General features: G+C 30.1%; 23 protein-coding genes. 8 read left to right on the top strand and 15 right to left on the bottom strand.

From position 1 onward, the window contains the following. Positions 1–4 precede the first annotated feature (4 nt). Both BS62_RS12070 and BS62_RS12065 read right to left on the bottom strand, forming a co-directional pair. Positions 5–502: an SEC-C metal-binding domain-containing protein gene (locus BS62_RS12070; protein WP_496491532.1), complete on the bottom strand. Its 498-nt coding sequence runs from the start codon at positions 500–502 to the stop codon at positions 5–7. A 29-nt stretch (positions 503–531) separates the two neighbouring features. Then, positions 532–1,236, bottom strand: a complete 705-nt coding sequence (locus BS62_RS12065; protein WP_496491531.1) for a peptide arginase family protein — start codon at positions 1,234–1,236, stop codon at positions 532–534. Positions 1,237–1,379: 143 nt separating this feature from the next. Here BS62_RS12065 and BS62_RS12060 point away from each other — a divergent pair, with 143 nt between their 5' ends. After that, positions 1,380–2,282: a TMEM165/GDT1 family protein gene (locus tag BS62_RS12060; protein ID WP_496491530.1), complete on the top strand. Its 903-nt coding sequence runs from the start codon at positions 1,380–1,382 to the stop codon at positions 2,280–2,282. A gap of 12 nt (positions 2,283–2,294) precedes the next feature. Here BS62_RS12060 and BS62_RS12055 read toward each other — a convergent pair whose 3' ends face one another. Both BS62_RS12055 and BS62_RS12050 read right to left on the bottom strand, forming a co-directional pair. Continuing rightward, positions 2,295–2,966 carry an RluA family pseudouridine synthase gene (locus BS62_RS12055; protein ID WP_496491529.1) on the bottom strand — a complete coding sequence of 224 codons (672 nt, stop codon included), beginning with the start codon at positions 2,964–2,966 and terminating at the stop codon, positions 2,295–2,297. Then, positions 2,966–3,841: a class I SAM-dependent methyltransferase gene (locus tag BS62_RS12050; protein WP_496491528.1), complete on the bottom strand. Its 876-nt coding sequence runs from the start codon at positions 3,839–3,841 to the stop codon at positions 2,966–2,968. Before BS62_RS12050 ends, BS62_RS12055 begins: the two co-directional genes overlap by 1 nt. A gap of 228 nt (positions 3,842–4,069) precedes the next feature. On the opposite strand from BS62_RS12050, the gene BS62_RS12045 reads away from it, so the two are divergent. Then, positions 4,070–4,585: a ferritin gene (locus BS62_RS12045; RefSeq protein ID WP_496491527.1), complete on the top strand. Its 516-nt coding sequence runs from the start codon at positions 4,070–4,072 to the stop codon at positions 4,583–4,585. A 130-nt stretch (positions 4,586–4,715) separates the two neighbouring features. Next, entirely contained in the window at positions 4,716–5,084 is a 369-nt protein-coding gene (locus BS62_RS12040) for a hypothetical protein (RefSeq protein WP_496491526.1), read from the top strand. A 96-nt stretch (positions 5,085–5,180) separates the two neighbouring features. Here BS62_RS12040 and BS62_RS12035 read toward each other — a convergent pair whose 3' ends face one another. From BS62_RS12035 to BS62_RS12010, 6 genes are all read right to left on the bottom strand, one after another. Continuing rightward, positions 5,181–5,540, bottom strand: coding sequence for a hypothetical protein (locus tag BS62_RS12035; RefSeq protein ID WP_496491525.1), 360 nt, complete (start codon positions 5,538–5,540; stop codon positions 5,181–5,183). A 154-nt stretch (positions 5,541–5,694) separates the two neighbouring features. Beyond that, positions 5,695–6,462, bottom strand: a complete 768-nt coding sequence (locus BS62_RS12030; RefSeq protein ID WP_496491524.1) for a nitroreductase family protein — start codon at positions 6,460–6,462, stop codon at positions 5,695–5,697. Positions 6,463–6,539: 77 nt separating this feature from the next. Continuing rightward, a complete protein-coding gene (gene speB, locus BS62_RS12025; RefSeq protein WP_496491523.1) occupies positions 6,540–7,394 on the bottom strand; it encodes an agmatinase in 855 nt (284 codons plus the stop codon). Continuing rightward, complete coding sequence (speE, locus tag BS62_RS12020) at positions 7,381–8,235, bottom strand: polyamine aminopropyltransferase (protein WP_496491522.1); 855 nt, start codon at positions 8,233–8,235, stop codon at positions 7,381–7,383. The genes speB and speE overlap by 14 nt, the downstream gene beginning before the upstream one ends. Before the next feature lie 85 nt (positions 8,236–8,320). Next, positions 8,321–8,743, bottom strand: a complete 423-nt coding sequence (gene speD, locus BS62_RS12015; protein ID WP_496491521.1) for an adenosylmethionine decarboxylase — start codon at positions 8,741–8,743, stop codon at positions 8,321–8,323. Between the two features lie 329 nt (positions 8,744–9,072). Next, a complete protein-coding gene (locus BS62_RS12010; RefSeq protein WP_496491520.1) occupies positions 9,073–10,524 on the bottom strand; it encodes an aminotransferase class I/II-fold pyridoxal phosphate-dependent enzyme in 1,452 nt (483 codons plus the stop codon). Between the two features lie 265 nt (positions 10,525–10,789). On the opposite strand from BS62_RS12010, the gene BS62_RS12005 reads away from it, so the two are divergent. The 4 genes from BS62_RS12005 (at position 10,790) to BS62_RS11990 (ending at position 15,497) form a co-directional block, all read left to right on the top strand. Beyond that, positions 10,790–11,764 carry an L-threonine 3-dehydrogenase gene (locus BS62_RS12005; RefSeq protein WP_496491519.1) on the top strand — a complete coding sequence of 325 codons (975 nt, stop codon included), beginning with the start codon at positions 10,790–10,792 and terminating at the stop codon, positions 11,762–11,764. 144 nt (positions 11,765–11,908) lie between these two features. Beyond that, on the top strand, positions 11,909–13,120 hold the full coding sequence (locus BS62_RS12000; protein ID WP_496491518.1) for a glycine C-acetyltransferase: 1,212 nt from the start codon (positions 11,909–11,911) through the stop codon (positions 13,118–13,120). Between the two features lie 24 nt (positions 13,121–13,144). After that, positions 13,145–14,107 (top strand): L-threonine 3-dehydrogenase, encoded by a 963-nt coding sequence (locus BS62_RS11995; RefSeq protein WP_496491517.1) that lies wholly within the window; start codon positions 13,145–13,147, stop codon positions 14,105–14,107. Positions 14,108–14,267: 160 nt separating this feature from the next. Next, positions 14,268–15,497 carry an aminopeptidase gene (locus BS62_RS11990; protein WP_496491516.1) on the top strand — a complete coding sequence of 410 codons (1,230 nt, stop codon included), beginning with the start codon at positions 14,268–14,270 and terminating at the stop codon, positions 15,495–15,497. Between the two features lie 19 nt (positions 15,498–15,516). Here BS62_RS11990 and BS62_RS11985 read toward each other — a convergent pair whose 3' ends face one another. Then, positions 15,517–15,984, bottom strand: a complete 468-nt coding sequence (locus tag BS62_RS11985) for a methylated-DNA--[protein]-cysteine S-methyltransferase (protein WP_496491515.1) — start codon at positions 15,982–15,984, stop codon at positions 15,517–15,519. A 102-nt stretch (positions 15,985–16,086) separates the two neighbouring features. Then, positions 16,087–16,287 (bottom strand): hypothetical protein, encoded by a 201-nt coding sequence (locus BS62_RS11980; protein WP_496491514.1) that lies wholly within the window; start codon positions 16,285–16,287, stop codon positions 16,087–16,089. 173 nt (positions 16,288–16,460) lie between these two features. Here BS62_RS11980 and BS62_RS11975 point away from each other — a divergent pair, with 173 nt between their 5' ends. Then, a complete protein-coding gene (locus BS62_RS11975) occupies positions 16,461–17,006 on the top strand; it encodes a glutathione peroxidase (protein WP_496491513.1) in 546 nt (181 codons plus the stop codon). A 66-nt stretch (positions 17,007–17,072) separates the two neighbouring features. On the opposite strand, the gene BS62_RS11970 is transcribed toward BS62_RS11975, so the two are convergent. Genes BS62_RS11970 through nifV form a run of 3 tightly spaced genes read right to left on the bottom strand, consistent with a single transcriptional unit; the run spans position 17,073 to position 21,183 of the window. Beyond that, positions 17,073–18,065, bottom strand: a complete 993-nt coding sequence (locus tag BS62_RS11970; RefSeq protein WP_496491512.1) for an isocitrate/isopropylmalate dehydrogenase family protein — start codon at positions 18,063–18,065, stop codon at positions 17,073–17,075. Between the two features lie 23 nt (positions 18,066–18,088). Next, positions 18,089–20,014, bottom strand: coding sequence for an aconitate hydratase (locus BS62_RS11965; RefSeq protein ID WP_496491511.1), 1,926 nt, complete (start codon positions 20,012–20,014; stop codon positions 18,089–18,091). 5 nt (positions 20,015–20,019) lie between these two features. Beyond that, positions 20,020–21,183, bottom strand: coding sequence for a homocitrate synthase (gene nifV, locus BS62_RS11960; RefSeq protein ID WP_496491510.1), 1,164 nt, complete (start codon positions 21,181–21,183; stop codon positions 20,020–20,022). Positions 21,184–21,356 lie beyond the last annotated feature (173 nt).

The raw sequence follows: 21,356 nt of genomic DNA, 5'->3' as shown, positions 1-21,356 counted from the left end.
ATCCTTACTTTCCACAACACTTTTTATATTTTTTTCCACTTGCACATGGGCATGGATCATTTCTTCCTATTTTATCTTCTCTAACTACAGTTTTAGAAGATTTATAAGTTTTTTCAATTTGGTTTCTTAAGTCTTCTGGTAATATATCTTTCCATCCATCTAAATTATATAACCAATGAGCTTCTACTTGAACCATGTTGTAGTATAGCTTTTCCCAATCTATATCTAGCTTTATATTAGTATCTTCTTCTATTTCTTCTAAGTTTACTTCATTTTTTAAGCTTTCACTAATACCATCTATAAATCCCATGAAATATTCAACTGATATATTGTGTTTAGCTGCTAATTCTGATACTTTACCTTCTACAACTTCTGTTTTATTATTTAATATTTCGTTGTATATTTCCATTTCTTTTCTTAGATAATCTTCCCAGAATTTCACTTCTTCTTCATGTTGTCCATGATTTTCGCTTAAATTTCTCCATTTTGTATATAAGTTCATTTTTTTCCTCCTTAGTATTTCATTAACCTCTATATTATACCATAATTAAACATATCTTTTAACACTTTTATAGCATAGTTTTGATTTATAAAGAATGGGCTTGTAGCTATCGTTATAACATTAGTATTATTTATATAATTTCTTATTTTATTTATTTTTATATTATAATCAATATAATCCATATCTCTGGAGAATATATCCAAATCTATATCTAGTACGTAATCATCTTTAACATCAATTGTAAATCCATATGAGCTATCTATTATTACAACGTCAGAAAATATATTATGATATAACGCAGGTTTTATAAAATTCCCAACGTTTAAAACATAATTAGTATATCTAAAAACATTTTTAATATCGTTAATGTCTACGGTATAGTCTTCAGGCTCTCTCATATCTTTATGTTGATCTATATGTACTAACTTACATCCCTTATTAAATTTTCCATTTTGTAAGCTAATTATCCAAAAATAAAATGCATGATTGTGATTATCAAATATATATATATCCTTTGTTCCTAGCTTATATTTAACTATGTTCTTTAATCCTATAGCATTTATTTCTTTATTATCTTCAATTTCGCTAAAAACGATATTATCACCTATACAAACATCATTCAGGTCACCTTCTAATAATGGTGGTACATATATACTTTTATTTTTTCTTTCATAATATGAAAATTCATTATTTCCCATAGGTTCATTTATAAAAAATCCATTGTAATATGTCATAAGAGCTCCTTTTTATCTCATCGTTATTAATATCTATTATATATTATAAATAAATTTATATCTTTTTAACAAAAATCTACAATTTTATTTATATACATATGATATATTTATTTATGTGTATTTTATTTATGGAGGTGTACCTATTGTTACAATCTTTTTTAACTGCATTTGCTTTGATATTCATTGCAGAAATGGGAGACAAAACTCAGTTTTTAGCCTTAGCATTTGGCTCAAAATATAAAATGTCTAGTGTTATAACTGGTATAGCTATAGGTTCTGCAGCAAATCATGGCTTAGCTATAGTTTTAGGAAGTCTTTTAACCAAATTCATACCTATAGGTATTATTCAAATATTCGCAGCCTTCTTATTTATATTTTTTGGATTATGGTCTCTAAAATTTGAGGCTGAAGAAGATGAAGAAAATGAAACGAAAGGTAACTATGGACCTGTTGTAACTGTGGCGCTTGCATTCTTTATAGGAGAACTAGGAGATAAAACTCAACTTACAGCTATGACATTAGGGGCTACAGCTCAATATCCATTGTTTACATTACTAGGTACTGTAACAGGAATGATTGTAGTAGGCGGTATCGGTATAATAGTTGGTAAATTATTAGGTAAGAAAATACCTGAGGCTACTATGAAAATGTTAGCATCTGTAATATTTATATTTTTCGGTAGCTTAGGCTTATATAATTCTTTAAGGTCATCTGGATATGGTTATGCTATAAATCCTATTAATATAGTCGCTTATTTAGGTATTATAGCATTGTTAGTATTATTAGTTCTTAGATATAATGTAATATCAAGGGATAAACATTATCAAGAAAAACTTGGACAAGTCCTTGCTCAATGTAAAGGCTGTGGTAAGTGTTCAGAGGGGTCTTGCTCTATCAATAAAGCTAGAGAAGAATTAGAAGTTCAGTATTTTGGAGAGAATATACCTTATGTTGGGGATATAATTAAATATATTGAATCTATAAATAAAAAAGATATAAATTCAGGACTAAAAATAGCAGAGACCTATAGAAAAAATAAAGGCTAAAAATTTTAGCCTTTATTTTATGTTAAATAAATTCCAAGGATATTCATCTGGTGGAATTGACTTGAATATTTGTTTTTCTTTGGTTATAGGATGTACTATTTCTATAGAATTAGACCATAGAGCTATTTGTTGCCCTACCTTATTCACATTTTTCCCATATTTCTGATCTCCATATAAAGCATGTCCTCTACTTGCAAACTGTACCCTTATTTGATGAGATCTTCCTGTTTTCAAATTGATTTTTACTAAACTTAAATTATCTTCTGATTCAAGTATTTCATAATCCAATTCTGCATCCTTGGAATTTGGATATCCCTTTTTAACTACAGTAACTATGTTAGTTTTACTATCTTTATATAAATAGTCTTTTAAAGTATCCTTTTTATTCATATTCCCGTGTATTACTGCGAAATAAGTTTTTTTAAAGGTCTTATTTCTCACCTGCTCAGATAATCTAGATGCTGCCTTAGAAGTTTTGGCGAATATCATCACTCCACCAACAGGTCTATCTAGTCTATGAACAAGGCCTAGATACACATTTCCAGGTTTATTATATTTTTCCTTTATATATTCCTTTAATATAGTGAGCATATCTTTATCATTAGTTTCATCCTCTTGAGATAGTACATTGACAGGTTTTTGAACAACTAGCAAATGGTTGTCTTCATATATAATATGTACCATTATTTAGACTCCCATCTCCCAAATATACCACAAGGAAGCACCATATTCGATTTGCTTATAGGTATGCCTAGTTCTCCACCGTATACTTTCCCGTGAGTATACCTTTTACCTACAGACATAGTTAATAAATTTTCTAAAACTATAGGTGAAAAACCTGTTGTATATGAATTTATCAAGAAAAATAACGGGTCATCTGATAAAATATTCATACATAGTTCAATAAACTCATGAAGCTTTTCTTCTATTTGCCATATTTCACCTTTAGGTCCTCTCCCATAAGAAGGAGGATCCATTATTATAGCATCATACTTCTTTCCTCTTCTAATTTCTCTTTGTACAAACTTAAATACATCATCTACAATAAAACGAACTTTTTTATCTTGAAGTTCTGATAATTCTATATTTTCTTTGGCCCAATTTACCATACCTTTAGATGCATCCACATGGCACACTTCTTCTGCACCTGCATAGGCACAAGCTACAGTAGCTCCACCAGTATATGCAAATAAATTTAACACTTTTATCGGTCTACCTGACTTTTTTATTTTTTCTATCATCCAATCCCAGTTAGCTGCTTGTTCTGGAAATAATCCAGTATGCTTAAAACCAGTAGGCTTTATATGGAACTTTAATTCATTATAATCTATAGTCCATTGCTGAGGATATTTCTTTTTGTGTTCCCATTCTCCTCCGCCTTTACTACTTCTATGGTAATGTCCATGTGGATTTTTCCATAAATTCCATTCTTCTTCCAAAGGCCATGCTATTTGAGGGTCTGGTCTTCTTAATACATAATCACCCCAACGTTCTAACTTTTCTCCATCTCCTGTATCTATAAGTTCATATTGCTTCCATTTGTCCGCTAATAATAACATTTCTTACCTCCTATGTAATAACATCAATTTAAGTATTATATCATATTGCTTTTTATATTTACTATATAGTTTTATTAGTTTTTTATTTTATATTCTATTAGTTTTAATTTGATATGTTTAAATTTAATAATTTATAGGTAATAAATTATTATCGATACTTAATAATATAATATATAGGATATGATTAAGTATTCTTATGGTATTTAATATTATATGGAGGTGTTTTTTATGGCAAGTGAAAAAATGATAAGTGCTTTAAATGACCAAGTTCAAAAAGAATTTTTTTCTGAATATTTTTACATATCTATGGAAGCATATTTCTTAGATAATAATCTAGATGGTTTTGCAAATTTCTTTAATGCTCAAGCAAGAGAAGAAAGAGACCATGCATATAAGATATTTAATTATATAGGTAGAGCTGGAGGAAAAGTAGTTCTTGAAGCTTTAGAAAAGCCACAGTCTGAATTTTCAAGTCCCCTTGAGATATTTGAACTAGCTCTAGGCCACGAAAAATTCATAACTAAATCTATTCACGAAATATTAGATATAGCTATAGACGAAAGAGACCACACTACATCAGCCTTTTTACAATGGTTTGTAAATGAACAAGCAGAAGAAGAAGAAAGCATGGATAAAATTGTTAAAAAGTTAAGATTATTAAATAATAATCCTGCTGGTTTGTTGATGCTAGATCAAGAATTAGCTCAAAGAGTTTATACTCCGCCAACACCAGACCAAGGATAATCTTTGCCAACTAATATATTTCAGTACTATATTAGTTGGTAAAGATTATAAAGAATTCATATCCTCTTTAAGTGCAATAATATTATTGAGTCTAAGTTAAGACTTACTAATATAAAAGGAGGATTTTCTTATGAACAATAAAAACTCATTTACTCAAAACGAAAACTCCAGGAGAGTAGCTCACTTAGTTAATTTAGTTGATAAACATACTAGAACTGAAAGACATTTAGAGCAGTATTCTAATATAAGTTCTCCAGAGTCTTTGCAAAGAGCTAAAGAAGTACAACACAATAGAGAGTCAGAAATAGAAAATCTTAAAAATTTAATTGCATATGGAGAACACAATACTGCTCCAAGTGAATATGAAAGTGTTCAAAAAAGATATGAATATGCACAAGGATATTTACAAAACAATAAAGACCATATAAACAATAAAGATTTACAAAGATTAGAAAAAAAGCAAGAACATAGAAAAGAAAGATTAAATGAATTTAAATAGCAAATAAATTTACATACCTTATATACATACTTAAATGAATGATATGTATATAAGGTTTTTATATGTCTAAAAAAATAAGCCCCATAATAATAGGGCTTACTTAAATTCGCTCCATATAGGTTTTATATTTCTCATAAGTATTCCAACTAGTGTAATATATAATAGTATCTGAGGAAACTCTTTTACTATAAATGATATAGCACTAGTTATTAGAAGTGCTAATATAAACCAATATACTCCCCATTTTCTAAAGTACAGTATACCTATTACTGATGTCATTCCTAGTACTGATACTACTCCTAAGGTCAAGAATATATTAGTTTTTATAGAGTCAAAATCTAGAGGAATTACATATATATAAGTTAGTACTATGAGAGATAATGCAGTATAACCTATAAGAGATATTAATAAATATAATTTAAATCCATTACTTAATTGTTTTAACTTGTTGTCCATTTATTCAAACCTCCTAAAAAGAGATTTCCTTTTATTATATTTACCAATATATATATCAATAATTCATAGTAAATTATATAATTATTATATTCACTTTATTCACTAATGTTTTAAATTAATTTATTTTTTAGGTTATACGTGAAACATTTAGCTATTAAGTTTTAGGTATTATACTTATTTCATAGGATTTAGCTAATTTATCTTTTAAGCCAAGTTTCTTTGTATATATTTCTCTTCCATAATGCTCTCCTGATATATGAATATGTCTTAATACTATTCCTATATCGATTTTATTCATATACTCTAATTTACCTTTATGCATTCCTATTTTTCTATATAAATTTATACATCCATTTCCTTGATAAAAAAACCACGGTTGTGAGTTTTTAAAAGATGGAGCTAATCTAGCAGATTCTAATATATCATTCCAATTACTATCAACCTTCTTGCATATATCTTTTATACTTCTTCTTTTAAATTCTTCTATATCTTTTCTAAATAATTTTTCATTTTTATCTGCATATCCAAAAGCCATCATAATAACAGGTATATGTCCTTCTTTAATATCTATATTATCTGCTATATCTTTTTTATTAAAAGACGAGCCTATCCAACATGTTCCTAATCCCAATGTTACTAACTCTAATAACACCTTTTGTAATGTATATCCTGTATTTTGCAAGTATCCTTCTTTTTGTTCTGAAGTTAGAAGTATATAATATGGGGCATTTAATCTAAATGTTTTATTCCTTTTTATCTTATCTTCTCTCTCTATTATATGAGCTTGTATATCTATATCTTTATCTAAGCTATCTAAACTATCTGTTATGTCCTTTATCACTTGCATTAAATCCTTACTTATTCTTTTATTAGAGTATTTTTTTATAGATCTTCTATAAAAAATTGCATCATATATATCCATACTTAGCCCCCTTAACCAAGTTATAATTGATTTTATTAAAAATCTTCATTAAAAAAACGGGATTATTATCCCGTTTTTTACTTATCTATAGCTAAGACTAACTCCCTAAGCACTTTACACGCTACAGCAGTTGAAGTCCCGCTTGGATCATAATGAGGGGATAGTTCTACTACATCTGCCCCGACTATATTTAAGTCTTTTATATCATTTATAGCATCCATCATTTCTTTGAATGTTATTCCTCCAGGTTCTATTGTTCCTGTCCCCGGGAATATAGATGGATCTAAAATATCTAAATCTATAGTTATATATACTGGTTTATCTTTTAGTTCTTTAGCGGCTTCCTTTAAGCCTTCACAAGAAAACTTTGTAAGTTTAGTATGTTGTTTTGCCCATTCAAACTCTACTTTTTCTCCAGATCTTATTCCAAATTGATATATCTTTCCATCTCCTAAAAGATCCCAAGCCATTTTTATTACTGCTGCATGAGATAATTTTTCTCCCATATAGTTTTCTCTTAAATCTGTATGAGCATCAAAATGTATTATGTGTAAGTCTGGATATTTTTCATATATTGCTTTTATCGGAGAATATGAAACTAAGTGTTCTCCTCCTATCATAACAGGCTTTTTACCATCTTCTACTATATTCTTAGTGAAACCATATATCTCATCTAGAACCTTTTGAGGATTTCCAAATGGAAAGTCTAAATCACCTGCATCAAATACATTTATGTCTTCTAAATCTTTATCTAAATATGGGCTGTAAGTTTCAAGTCCATATGATTCATTTCTCATTATGTTTGGAGCAAATCTAGTTCCTGGTCTAAATGATGTTGTTCCATCAAATGGTGCTCCAAATACTACTATCTCAGATTCATTATATTCATTATCAAAACCTATAAAAGTAGATACGTTTTTATTCAGCTTCATTTTCTAGCATCTCCCTAACATAGCTTGGTAATGCAAAACATCCTACGTGTAAATCTGTATTGTAGTACTTAGTTTTTATTCCTAATGAATTCCACTTGCTAGCATCTAAATCTTTTATAGGATCTAGTTTCTTAGATGCAAATCCAAATAACCAATGCCCTGATGGATAAGTTGGTATATGGCATTGATATACTTTTGATATAGGGAATATATTTTTTATTTTATTATGAGCTCTTCTCATTTCTCTAGCATTATGAGCAAAATAAGGACTTTCGTTTTGGTTAACTAGTATTCCGTTTTCTGTTAATGCCTTAAAACAATTTGTATAGAATTCTGTTGTAAATAGTCCTTCTCCAGGTCCTATTGGATCAGTTGAGTCTACTAATATTAGGTCGTACATATTTTCTTTTCCCTTGACAAATTCTATACCATCTTCAAAGTATAAATTAACTCTTGGGTCTTCTAATTTTTCAGCTGTTATAGGTAGATACTTTTGAGATACTCTAACAACCATTTCATCTATTTCTACCATATCTATTTTTTCTACTGTAGAATATCTAGTTATTTCTCTTACAGTACCGCCATCGCCGCCACCTATAACTAATACATTCTTTATTTGTGGGTTAGTTGCCATAGCTATATGAGAAATCATATCGTGATATACAAATTCATCTTTTTCATTAACCATAACAAGCCCATCTAACGTAAGCATTTTTCCGAATTCTACTGTATCTATTACATCTACTTTTTGAAAGTCACTTTGTCCAGAAAATAAAGTTTCTTTAACCTTTGAAGAAAATCTAACATTTTCTGTCCACTCTTCTGTGTACCATAATTCCATCAAAAATTCCTCCGTTCATTAGTTTATACATTGGTTTATAATTACTGTATATATTATTGGTTATTTTTTTATATATTATTTATTATTACTCGTTTATTATTGGTTTATGGCATACAACTACATCTTCTTGTACCCCAGAAAATCTCTTAACTTTATCAACTATACCTCTAGCAACTTCTGTAGTTTCACTTCTCTCAGCTTTTAGTGTTCTTTCTAGATAATCAAAAGCATCCCATGGATTTACTGTATCTCCACAAGTAAATAAATCTACTGAAGCATATCCATATTCTGGCCAAGTGTGTATCGTTAAGTGAGATTCTTGTATTATAACAGCTCCACTTACTCCCCATGGATTAAACATGTGAAATACACTTTCAACAACTGTAGCTTTAGATGCTTCAGCTGCTTCTACCATATACTTTTCTACTAATGTATGATTGTTTAATATATCTTTATCACAGTTATAAAACTCAACTAATATATGTCTTCCTAATTGTTCTATTTTCATTTTTATAATCTCCTTTACATTTATATAAAATTTATTTGTTACATAATATGTCTTATTATCTTTATTATCTGAAATATTATAAAATTAACTATTGTATTATTTTCCACTTTTGAGTTATTAAACAAAATAATAAGCCCTATAATGTTTTTAAACAAAGGCTTTTATTTGAAATTTATTTTGTTTCATTTTAGTAAACTAATAGTTATTTAATGTGTTTCATTTTGGTAAACTAAAAGTTTCTACATATTAAATATAATGTTTTTTGAAAATTTGTCAAGGGTTTTTCCAAAAATAAAGGAATAAAGTTATATAACTTTATTCCTTTATGCCTACATCCCTAATACTTTTATAGTTTCAACATCTGGATCTTCTGTATCTGACAACATACTATGTTGTGTTTTTAAGAATTTTATATAGTTTATTATTTCTTTATTTATTCTTTCTCCTGGGGTTACTATTGGTATTCCTGGAGGATAAGCCATTATTGACTCTCCACTTATTTGTCCTTCTGCGTCATCAAGTTTTATTACCTTTTTCCTTGTATAAAAGGCATCTCTTGGGCTTACTACTATTTCAGGATTCTCTAAAGCTATATTTTCAAATTCTATAGGTTTAGTCTTATATTTAATAGCTATATCTTGTAGAGCCTTAATTAATTCAATTATACTTTCCTCAGTATCTCCGACACTTATTATTGCTAATATATTACATACATCTCCTAGTTCTAATTGTATGTTATATTCATCCCTTAATATATCATATACTTTAAATCCTGTAAGGCCTAAACCTTTTACGCAAACACTTAATTTTGTTTCGTCAAAATCATATACACCAGGATTTCCTATTAACTCTTTTCCAAAAGCATATAATCCATCTATTTTATTTATTTCTTCCCTAGCTTTTCTTGATAAATTTAAAACTCTATCTATAATCTTATCTCCCTCTGTTGCAAGGGCTTTTCTAGCCACGTCCAAACTAGACATAAGAAGATAAGATGCGCTTGTTGTCTGTGTTAAATTTAATGTAGTTCTAACATGAGTTTTGTCTACAAGACCTTCATTTAATAAAAGAACTGAGCTTTGAGTTAATGACCCACCTGTTTTGTGTACACTGACAGCTGCCATATCCGCTCCAAGACTCATAGCCCCTCTAGGTATTTCCTTATGGAAACCAAAGTGCGCACCATGTGCTTCATCTACTAGTACAGCTAACCCATGATTATGAGCTCTTTTTATTATCTTTTTCAGGTCAGAAGTTGCTCCATAGTAAGTGGGATTTATAAGAAATACAGCTTTTGCATCTGAGTTTTCTGCTATAGCTTTTTCTATTTTTTCAACTGAAACTCCCATACTTATTCCTAAGTTGTAATCTACTTCTGGTTGAACATAAACAGGTATCGCACCACAAAGTATAATGGCATTTATAGCTGATTTATGAACATTTCTAGGTATTATTATTTTATCACCAGGCTTGCACATAGCCATTATCATAGCCTGAACCCCTGATGAAGTCCCGTTTACTAAAAAGAATGCATGGTCAGCCCCATATGCGTTGGCCATTAAAGTTTCTGCTTCCTTTATAACACTTATAGGGTTACTAAGGTTATCTAAACATTTCATAGAGTTAACATCTATTTCTAAAACAGTATTTCCTACATAGTTTCCAAACTCTTTTAATCCACTTCCGTGTTTGTGCCCTGGCACATCAAAAGGTATAACATTTCTCTCATGATAAGATTTTAATGCATCGAATAACGGAGTTTTATTTTGGTCTATAAGCATCTTATCTTAACCCCCTTTATGTCTAGAATTTTTCAAATTAGCTTTAATATTAATATTTCTAAACCTAATTGTCAATACTCATTAATTAAAATTAATATCATAGTTTGTATCCTGTCCTTATAGTATGTATTCTTATAAATTTTTATTAACTTATTTGTATAAATATAGAAGATTTTCGACTACGATTATTATTTACAATTATCGTTTAGGAAACTTACAATATACCTAAAGGACTTATTTTTATTTTAGCGGGGGGATTAGTAATATGAAGAAAATACTTATAACTGGTGCACTTGGTCAAATTGGATCTGAGTTAACAATAAAATTAAGAAATGAATATGGTAAAGATAATGTTATAGCTACAAACATAAGAATGCATGAGGATAATGCTATTGTAAACAGTGGACCTTTTGAAATATTAGATGTTGCAGATATTAAGTCAATGGGCAATATAGCTAATAAATATAAAGTAGATACTATTATACATCTAGCATCTTTATTGTCAGCTGTAGGTGAACAAAAACCTCTTCATACTTGGGATTTAAATATGGGTGGACTTGTTAATGCTCTTGAAGTATCTAGGGAACTTAACTGTAAATTCTTTACTCCAAGTTCTATAGCTGCATTTGGCACTAATTCTCCTAAAGATTATACCCCTCAAGATTCTATACAAAGACCTAATACCATGTATGGTATAACTAAAGTTGCTGGAGAGCTATTGTGCGATTATTATTTTAGTAAGTTTGGTGTAGATGCAAGAGGAGTTAGATTTCCAGGCCTTATATCTTATATGACACCTCCTGGTGGTGGAACAACTGATTATGCAGTAGATATATACTATGAGGCACTTAAAAACAAAAATTATGAATGTTATATAGCTCCAGATACAAAGATGGATATGATGTATATGCCTGATGCCCTACAATCTATAATAGACTTAATGGAGTATGACCCTAGTAAGCTAGTACATAGAAATGCATTTAATATCACCGCTATGAATTTTACGCCTAAAGATATATCAGATGAAATAAAAAAACATATACCAGATTTTGAGATAACATATAATGTAGATCCTATTAGACAATCTATAGCCGATTCTTGGCCTAATTCAATAGATCCGACTTGCGCTATGGTTGAATGGGGATTTAAAGTTAGTTATGATTTAGCCAAGATGACAGAAGACATGTTGCAAAAACTAAAAGAAAAAGGCATAAATTCAGAAGTTAGCTTCGCTGAATAACTTAAATAAGGTAGCATTTTAGCTGCCTTATTTTTAGATGCCCTATATTTTGACAAAAAATTAAATAAATTTTGAAAAATGTTTATTATTTATTAATGTGGGTAATTCTATAATAGATAATTAATTCTAAAAGGAGTGATTACAATGGCTAATAATTCAAATTCTAAACATAATGCCTTAGAGTTATTTTTAGATGAAAATTTAAATGACTTAAGAGACAAGGGTCTTTACAATACAATAGAGCCTTTACAGGGACCTAATGGACCTACAATACATATAAATGATAAGGAACTTATAAATCTATCTTCAAACAACTATCTAGGTTTAGCTAGTGATGATAGATTGAAAAAGGCTACTATCGAAGCTACTCAAAAATATGGTGCTGGTGCTGGCGCTGTTAGAACAATAAATGGAACACTAGATATACATGATATTTTAGAAAAGAAAATAGCTGAGTTTAAAGGTACTGAAGCAGCTATCGCTTTCCAATCCGGATTTAACTGTAATATGGGGGCTATTCAAGCTGTTATGGATAAAAATGACGCAATATTATCTGATGAATTAAATCACGCTTCTATAATAGATGGTTCTAGATTGTCTAGAGCAAAGGTAATAAGATATAAACATTCAGACATGGATGACTTAAGAGCTAAAGCTAAAGAAGCAGTAGAAAGTGGACAATATAAAAAGGTAATGATAATAACAGACGGTGTATTTTCAATGGATGGAGACATAGCTAAGCTTCCTGAAATCGTTGAAATAGCTGAAGAATTTAATCTAATTACATATGTAGATGATGCTCATGGATCAGGAGTAACAGGAAAAGGTGCTGGTACAGCTAAACATTTTGGATTATCAGATAAAATAGATTTTCAAATAGGAACTTTATCTAAAGCTATAGGAGCTGTGGGTGGATATGTAGCAGGTTCTCAAAAGCTTATCGATTGGTTAAAAGTTAGAGGTAGACCATTCTTATTCTCTACTTCATTGACTCCAGGAGCTGCTGCAGCTGCCACAGAGGCTATAAATATTCTAATTGAAAGTGATGAATTAGTAAAAAAAGTTTGGGAAAATGGTAACTACCTAAAAGAAGGTCTTAAAAAATTAGGATTTAATATAGGAAACAGTGAAACACCTATAACTCCTTGTATAATAGGTGATGAATCTAAAACTCAATTGTTTAGTAAGAGATTATATGAAGAAGGCGTTTATGCTAAGGCAATAGTATTTCCTACTGTTCCTCAAGGAACTGGTAGAGTTAGAAATATGCCGACAGCAGCGCACACTAAAGAAATGTTAGATAAAGCATTATCTATTTATGAAAAGGTTGGCAAAGAATTAGACATTATAAAATAATATTAAACTTAGGAGGATATTATCATGAAAAAAATACTTGTAACCGGATCTCTTGGCCAAATCGGCTCTGAATTAACAATGAAATTAAGAAAAGAATACGGTAATGATAATGTTATAGCTACAGATATAAGAAAATTAGAAAATAATATAGTTGCAGATAGTGGACCTTTTGAAATACTAGATGTTCAAGATATGGATAGAATGGGAAGTTTAGCTAAAAAATATAACGTAGATTCTATTATTCATCTAGCATCATTGCTATCAGCTGTAGGTGAAAGAAATCCTTTATTTGCTTGGCAGTTAAATATGGGGGGACTTGTAAATGCATTAGAAGTTGCTAAAGAAATTAACGCTCAATTCTTTACACCAAGTTCTATAGCTGCATTTGGTCCTAACTCTCCAAAGGATCTTACTCCTCAAGATACTATACAAAGACCTAATACTATGTATGGTGTAACTAAAGTTGCTGGAGAATTATTATGTGATTACTACTTTAATAAATTTGGTTTAGATACAAGAGGGGTTAGATTCCCAGGTCTTATATCTTATGTAACACCTCCTGGTGGTGGTACAACTGACTATGCAGTAGATATATACTATGAAGCACTTAAAAATAAAAGTTATGAATCTTTCATAGCTCAAGGCACAAAAATGGACATGATGTATATGCCTGATGCACTACAAGCTATAGTAGATTTAATGGAAGCTGATCCTAAAAAACTAATACACAGAAATGCATTTAATATAACTGCGATGAGTTTTGAGCCTGATGAAATAGCAGCATCAATAAAGAAATTTATGCCTGAATTTGAAATGAGATACAATGTAGACCCTGTAAGACAAACTATAGCTGACTCATGGCCTAACTCAATAGACCCATCTGCTGCTATAAACGAATGGGGCTTTAAATATGAGTATGATTTAGACAAGATGACTGAAGATATGCTTAAAAAACTTAAAGAACAAGGTATAGGCTCTGGTAAGTAATCTATTATAATACATGGCATTAAGGTAGCTTTTTAGCTACCTTTTTATTTTATAAAACAATATTAAATACATAATTATATTCCAAAAAATGTATATTTTTTATGACATTAAATTTAATTAATGTTATATTATTTTTAATAATATTTAAGGAGGTATGTAAATGGTTTTAGAGAAAAATTTAGAGAAATATGCCGAACTTGCAGTAAAAATTGGCGTAAATATTCAACCAATGCAAACACTTGTTATAAATGCACCTATAGAAACTGCACCTTTCGTTAGAAAGATAGCAAAAAAAGCATATGAATGTGGGGCAAAAAATGTACATATAGAATGGTCAGACGAAGAATGCACCTTAATAAAATATTTAAATGCTCCTGATGAGGTCTTTAATGAATATCCTATGTGGCTAGCTAAAGGATATGAAGATATGGCTGAAGAAGGTGCAGCATTTTTAAGTATATATGCTCAAAATCCAGATTTATTAAAAGATGTAGACCCTAAAAGAGTAGCTAATGCTCAAAAATCTTCTGGTATAGCAAGAAAAAAATGGAGAGAATATGTATCAGCTGATAAGTGTAGATGGAGTATAGTTTCTGTTCCAACTAAAGAATGGTCAGCTAAAATTTTTCCTGGGTTTTCTGAGGAAGAAAGAACTCAAAAATTATGGGATGCTATATTTAAAGTAACAAGAGTAGATCAAGAAGACCCTGTAGAATCATGGAAAAAACATACCGATGATTTGAAAAATAGAATGAATTTCTTAAATGAAAAGAAATTTAAAAAATTATATTTTAAATCACCTAAAACAGATTTAACTATAGAGTTACCTAAAGATCATATATGGAGCGGTGGAGCTTCTCAAGACCCTAATGGTATAGATTTCATTGCAAATATACCCACTGAAGAAATATTCTCTATGCCTTCAAAATTTGGTGTTAATGGTATAGTTTCAAGTACTAAACCTCTTATATACGGTGGAAATACTATAGATAACTTTACTCTAACCTTTAAAGATGGAAAGATAGTTGAATTTACTGCCGAAAAGGGATATGAAACTTTGGCAAATTTAATAGATACAGATGAAGGTTCTCATTATTTAGGAGAAGTAGCTTTAGTCCCATTTAAATCTCCTATTTCAGATACTAATATAGTTTTCTATAATACTCTTTATGATGAAAATGCATCTTGTCACCTAGCTATAGGTTCTGCTTACCTTGGATGTATAGAAAATGGAGTTAATATGAGTAAAGAAGAAAAGGAAGCTAGTGGAGTTAACGATAGTTTGACTCACGTAGACTTCATGGTAGGTTCTTCTGATATGAATATAATAGGGGAAACTTATGATGGAGCAAGTATAGATATATTTAAAGATGGTAACTGGGCATTTTAGCAAAAAAGACATAGATAAATTATCTATGTCTTTTTTCATGTTCTAACAACCATTCTTTTCTCCATAACCCGCCTTCATAGCCTACTAACTTTCCATTGCTGCCTATAACTCTATGACAAGGTATAATTATACCTATATTATTCTTATTATTAGCATTCCCTACTGCCCTACAAGCTTTTTCATTTCCTATTCTTATAGCCATATCTTTGTATGTTGCTGTTTCACCATAAGGTATATTGCATAGTTCATTCCAAACTTTATTTTGAAATTCTGTTCCACCAAAAAATAAATCTAAATCAAAATTTTTCCTAATTCCTTTAAAGTATTCATCTAGCTGCTTATATGCTTCTTTAAGTATATTAGGAACATCTTCATTTATATAATCTTTATCTTCAACAAAATCTAACGATAATATTTTATCCTTTAATGCCGTTATTTGTATTAGTCCTAAAGGCGAATTATAATGTATTTTGTAAATATCTCTCATATAGCACCTCTTTTTTAATGTTATATTAAATGCAGTTAGTTATATATTATCAAACATTACTAAAAAACACTATATTCCATTAAAACTATACCTTAAAATTTCTTAATATACTTTCTTTTCATGTCCATATAATCTAATAACATGTTCATTATTTAGCCCTAAATCATGTGTAATATGTTTTATTACAAAGTTCTTCTTACCATCTTTTAAATGAATAAATATTTGTTCCTTCTCTTTAAATTTCCAGTCACTAGTAAATGTAGCTATCTTTTCCCCATTAATTAAATACACTATATAATTCATTTAATCATTCCCCTTTTTATATTTTATTACTTATATAAGTTATCGCCCTATACTATTTTACCTTTAATTTATTTTATATCAATAGTTTAATATGTATTTATCTGGGTAAATTATTAATATCTAGGGTTTATTATTATTCCCTTCGTAAAAATAAAATAAATGGAGGTATTGTTATGTCAATTTACGATTTTAAAGCAAAAACAATAGATGGAGATGAAATAACTTTTGAACAATACAAAGGCAAGGTATTACTTATAGTTAATACTGCAAGTAAATGTGGATTTACTCCTCAATATGAAGGACTTGAAGAAATATACAAAAAATATAAATCACAAGGACTTGAGATATTAGGTTTTCCAAGCAATCAATTTGCTGAACAAGAACCTGGCGAGAATAGCGAAGTAAAGAATTTCTGTTCACTTAACTATGGAGTTACATTCCCATTATTTGAAAAGACAGATGTAAGAGGAGATAATGCTCATCCACTATTTAAATATTTAAGTGAATCTGTTCCTTTTAAAGGTTTTGACTTAAATCACCCAATTGGACAACCTTTAACTGATATTTTGGAAAAAAACTTCCCCGATATTTTAGAAGGAAATTCAGTAAAATGGAACTTTACTAAGTTTTTAGTAGATAGAAACGGAAATGTAGTAGATAGATTTGAGCCTACTTCAGAACCTAAAGATATTATAGTACATATAGAAAAACTGCTTTAAAATAAAGAGTTGCCTTAATATGACTAGATTCATTTAAGGCAACTCTTTTTATATAATATTTATATTTTAAATATACTTGCAAATCTCATCAGCAAATTCGTCAGTACTAGCACTACCCCCAAGATCTACGGTAATCTTTTCACCTCTTAAAAACACCTCTGATAAAGCATCCTCAATTCTTTTTGCATTGTCATATTCACCTATATATCTAAGCATCATAACTGCAGACTGAATAAGAGCAGTTGGATTAGCCTTATTTTGACCTGCTATTTGAGGAGCACTCCCATGAACTGCCTCAAATATAGCATATTCTTTGCCTATATTTGCTCCAGGTATTATACCAAGTCCTCCAACAAGTCCTGCACACAAATCAGATAGTATATCACCATAAAGATTTGGCATTACCATAACATCATATTTTTCTGGATTTAATACAAGGTTCATAGCAGCTGCATCTACTATTAAATCATCAGATTCTATATCGTATTTTGATGCTATATCTCTAAATACACTTAAAAATAATCCATCTGATAACTTCATTATATTTGCCTTATGTACTGCTGTTAATTTGTCTCTTTTGTTATCTTTTACATATTTACAAGCAAAATCTACTATTCTTTCACTTGCTCCTTTTGTTATTATTTTTATGCTTTCAGCTCCATAGTCACCAAGTTTGTGCTCTATTCCTGCATATAGGTCTTCTGTATTTTCTCTAACTATTACTAAATCTACATTTTCATATCTACTCTTTATACCTTTAAAACTTTTAACAGGTCTTAAATTTACATATAAATCTAATTCTTGTCTAAGTGTTACATTTACACTTCTAAAACCCTTGCCAACAGGGGTAGTTACTGGTCCTTTTATTGCAACTTTATTCTTTTTTATAATATCTATTACATGTTGTGGAAGTGGAGTCCCATACTCCTCCATAACGCCTTCCCCTGCATTTATTTCTTCCCATTCTATATTAACTCCAGTAGCTTCCACTACTCTTTTCATAGCCTTTGATACTTCTGGACCTATTCCGTCTCCTGGTATGAGCGTTATTTTATACATACTCCAATCCTCCAGTCTTTTAGTTACTCTGCTTTTATCTTTGTATAGTTTAACTTCCCTCCGGCTTTCAGTACTTCTACTTCTTTCGATGATAAATCTAATTTAACTTTAAATGAATTTCCTTTAGTCATATTTCTTACTTCTACTTCATTAGAATCTAACTTATTTAATATATCTGCTATTTGTAATTTATCTAAAAGAGCTAAGTTTTCATAATCTTTGTCATCACAAAATTCCATAGGAATTATTCCGCTATTTATTAAATTTGCTTTATGAATTCTTGCAAAACTTTTTACTATTACTCCTTTAACACCAAGATAAAGAGGTGCTAAGGCTGCATGTTCTCTACTTGAACCTTGACCGTAATTGTCTCCTCCAACTATAAATCCTCCAGCATTATCCTTTGCTCTCTTCGGGAATTCTGTATCTATAGTATTGAAGCAATAATTTGAAAGATGAGGTATATTGCTTCTAAATGGAAGTAATTTTGAATCTGATGGCATTATATGGTCTGTTGTAATGTTGTCCTCTACTTTTAATATAATGTTCCCTTCTAATTCTTCTTCTAATTCTTTATTTACAGGGAATGGCTTTATATTTGGCCCTCTAACAACTTCTACATTTTTTCCATTAGTTGAAGGTTTTATAATCATACTATCATCTATTAAAAATTTATCTACTGTTAAATTTTCAAATTTCACATCGAATTTGCTTGGGTCTGTTAGCTTTCCATATATGGCACTTACTGCTGCTGTTTCAGGACTTACTAAATATACATCTGCTGATAATGTTCCACTTCTACCATAGAAGTTTCTGTTAAATGTTCTCAGTGAAACCGAGTTAGTTCCAGGAGATTGACCCATTCCTATACATGGACCACATGAATTTTCTAAAATTCTAGCTCCTGAACTTATTATATCTGCCAAAGCTCCATTTCTAGCTAGCATCTCCATAACTTGTCTTGAACCTGGAGCTATAACTAAACTTACATCGTTATGAACCTTATGCCCTTTTAATATTTGAGCTACCTTCATTAAGTCTTCATATGAAGAATTTGTGCAACTTCCTATTGCTACTTGATCTATCTTAATTTCTCCAATATTTTCAATATCATCTACATTATCAGGACTATGAGGTATAGCTGCTAATGGTTTTAACTTTGATAAATCTATAGTAATTTCTTCATCGTAAGTTGCATCTTCATCTGCCTTTAGTTCTATCCATTCATTTTCTCTTCCTTGAGCCTTGAAAAATTCTAGTGTTCTTTCATCACTTGGGAATATTGAGGTTGTAGCTCCTAATTCTGCTCCCATATTTGTTATTGTCGCTCTTTGAGGTACTGATAAATATTTTAAACTTTCTCCACAGTATTCAAATATTTTTCCTACTCCACCTTTAACACTTACTTTTCTAAGTACCTCTAATATGATGTCCTTAGAAGATACCATATTATTTAGCCTTCCTATTAAATTTACTTTACAAATCTTAGGCGTGTTTATATAGTATGTACCTCCAGCCATTGCTAATGCAACATCAAGTCCTCCTGCTCCAATTGCAATCATTCCTACTCCTCCGGCAGTTGGAGTATGACTATCTGATCCTAAAAGTGTATCCCCAGGAGTTGAAAATCTTTCTAAAAACACTTGATGGCAAATCCCGTTTCCAGGCCTTGAGAAATATACTCCATGTTTGTCAGCTACTGTTTGTATATATTTATGATCATCGGCATTTTCAAATCCTTGTTGGAGCATATTATGGTCTACAAAGGCTACGCTTCTTTTTGTTTTTACTTTATCTATACCCATAGCTTCTAATTGAAGATAAGCCATAGTTCCTGTTGAATCTTGTGTTAGTGTTTGGTCTATTTTTATACCTACTGAATTCTCTGAGTTAAGATTTCCTTCTACTAAATGTTTTTTTAAAATTTTATAAACCAAGTTTTCTGTCAATGTTCTTACCCCCTGTTCAAATTTTTATAATTTACCAAATCATGATATATTTGAACTATCTCTTTATCAAATAGACTTCTCTTCATTCCTATAGAAAAAGATCTAATCTTTTCTAACAATTCACTTGCCATAATATCGGAAAGTTCAATATCATATTCTAGAAACTTATTTACTATAGCTGCCTTTCCTGAGTGCTTTCCTATTACAATTTGTCTTTCAAGCCCTACTTCACTTGGATCAAAGGCTTCGTAGTTTTTAGGATTCTTTAAAGCTCCGTCTGCATGTATACCTGACTCATGTCTAAACATGTTACTTCCAACTATCGCCTTCCATGCAGGAAGTTCTCTTCCTGATGCTCGTGAAACGTACTCAGATAATTCTTTAAACTTTCTAGTGTCTATATTTATGCCATATCCATAAACATGTTTAAGAGACATTAATACCTCTTCTAACGCTGCATTCCCTGCTCTTTCACCTAATCCATTTACTGTAACACCTATATAGTTTGCACCACCGGCTACCCCCGCTAAAGCATTAGCAGTTGCCATTCCAAAATCATTGTGAGTATGCATTTCTATATCAAATTTAGTTCTTTCATATAATTTTTCTATATTTTTTCTAATAGTAAATGGCTCCATTACACCTACTGTATCACAGTATCTAAATCTATCTGCCCCTGCACCTTTTGCTGCTTCTATAAATTGCGTTAAAAAATCTAAATCTGCTCTAGATGCGTCTTCTCCATTTACAGATATGTATAATCCATTTTTCTTTGCGTACTCGACAGATTTCACCATGTTTTCTATTACCCATTCTCTAGATGTTTTTAATTTGTTCTTTATATGAATATCTGATACTGATACTGATATAGCTACAGCATCTACACCACAATCAATAGAGTGCTCTATATCTTTTATTACCGCTCTGTTCCATGCCATAATACTAGATTTTAAATTTCTTTTACATATAGCTTTAATAGTTTCTTTTTCATCTCCACCCATAGCCGGTATACCAACCTCTAATTGGTTTATCCCAAGATCACTTAGCATTTGTGCAATCATAACCTTTTCATGATTTGCAAATACAACTCCTGCAGTTTGTTCGCCATCTCTTAATGTTGTATCTACTATTTTTATCTCTTTAGAATTTATTTTATTTATTATACACATATACTTCTTTACCTCCTTAGGTTAGTTATTTATAAGGTTTATACATTCATTCTTTAAATATTTAAATATATTTTGCATGATATTTAATTTATAATTCACTTTTGGTTTAATTATTTTTTAATATAAATATGTCCATTTCGCCTTAAACATATAATATTACACATTTTATAAAT

The organism is Sporacetigenium mesophilum DSM 16796, from assembly GCF_059569055.1.
This window is presented reverse-complemented; position numbering and strand designations above follow the sequence as displayed.

Bases quoted from the DNA above. Each gene is read 5' to 3' on its own strand.
- BS62_RS12070 (WP_496491532.1), bottom strand. From the start codon at position 502: ATGAACTTATATACAAAATGGAGAAATTTAAGCGAAAATCATGGACAA.
- BS62_RS12065 (WP_496491531.1), bottom strand. From the start codon at position 1,236: ATGACATATTACAATGGATTTTTTATAAATGAACCTATGGGAAATAAT.
- BS62_RS12055 (WP_496491529.1), bottom strand. From the start codon at position 2,966: ATGGTACATATTATATATGAAGACAACCATTTGCTAGTTGTTCAAAAA.
- BS62_RS12050 (WP_496491528.1), bottom strand. From the start codon at position 3,841: ATGTTATTATTAGCGGACAAATGGAAGCAATATGAACTTATAGATACA.
- BS62_RS12045 (WP_496491527.1), top strand. From the start codon at position 4,070: ATGGCAAGTGAAAAAATGATAAGTGCTTTAAATGACCAAGTTCAAAAA.
- BS62_RS12040 (WP_496491526.1), top strand. From the start codon at position 4,716: ATGAACAATAAAAACTCATTTACTCAAAACGAAAACTCCAGGAGAGTA.
- BS62_RS12035 (WP_496491525.1), bottom strand. From the start codon at position 5,540: ATGGACAACAAGTTAAAACAATTAAGTAATGGATTTAAATTATATTTA.
- BS62_RS12030 (WP_496491524.1), bottom strand. From the start codon at position 6,462: ATGGATATATATGATGCAATTTTTTATAGAAGATCTATAAAAAAATAC.
- speB (WP_496491523.1), bottom strand. From the start codon at position 7,394: ATGAAGCTGAATAAAAACGTATCTACTTTTATAGGTTTTGATAATGAA.
- speE (WP_496491522.1), bottom strand. From the start codon at position 8,235: ATGGAATTATGGTACACAGAAGAGTGGACAGAAAATGTTAGATTTTCT.
- speD (WP_496491521.1), bottom strand. From the start codon at position 8,743: ATGAAAATAGAACAATTAGGAAGACATATATTAGTTGAGTTTTATAAC.
- BS62_RS12010 (WP_496491520.1), bottom strand. From the start codon at position 10,524: ATGCTTATAGACCAAAATAAAACTCCGTTATTCGATGCATTAAAATCT.
- BS62_RS12005 (WP_496491519.1), top strand. From the start codon at position 10,790: ATGAAGAAAATACTTATAACTGGTGCACTTGGTCAAATTGGATCTGAG.
- BS62_RS12000 (WP_496491518.1), top strand. From the start codon at position 11,909: ATGGCTAATAATTCAAATTCTAAACATAATGCCTTAGAGTTATTTTTA.
- BS62_RS11995 (WP_496491517.1), top strand. From the start codon at position 13,145: ATGAAAAAAATACTTGTAACCGGATCTCTTGGCCAAATCGGCTCTGAA.
- BS62_RS11990 (WP_496491516.1), top strand. From the start codon at position 14,268: ATGGTTTTAGAGAAAAATTTAGAGAAATATGCCGAACTTGCAGTAAAA.
- BS62_RS11985 (WP_496491515.1), bottom strand. From the start codon at position 15,984: ATGAGAGATATTTACAAAATACATTATAATTCGCCTTTAGGACTAATA.
- BS62_RS11980 (WP_496491514.1), bottom strand. From the start codon at position 16,287: ATGAATTATATAGTGTATTTAATTAATGGGGAAAAGATAGCTACATTT.
- BS62_RS11975 (WP_496491513.1), top strand. From the start codon at position 16,461: ATGTCAATTTACGATTTTAAAGCAAAAACAATAGATGGAGATGAAATA.
- BS62_RS11970 (WP_496491512.1), bottom strand. From the start codon at position 18,065: ATGTATAAAATAACGCTCATACCAGGAGACGGAATAGGTCCAGAAGTA.
- nifV (WP_496491510.1), bottom strand. From the start codon at position 21,183: ATGTGTATAATAAATAAAATAAATTCTAAAGAGATAAAAATAGTAGAT.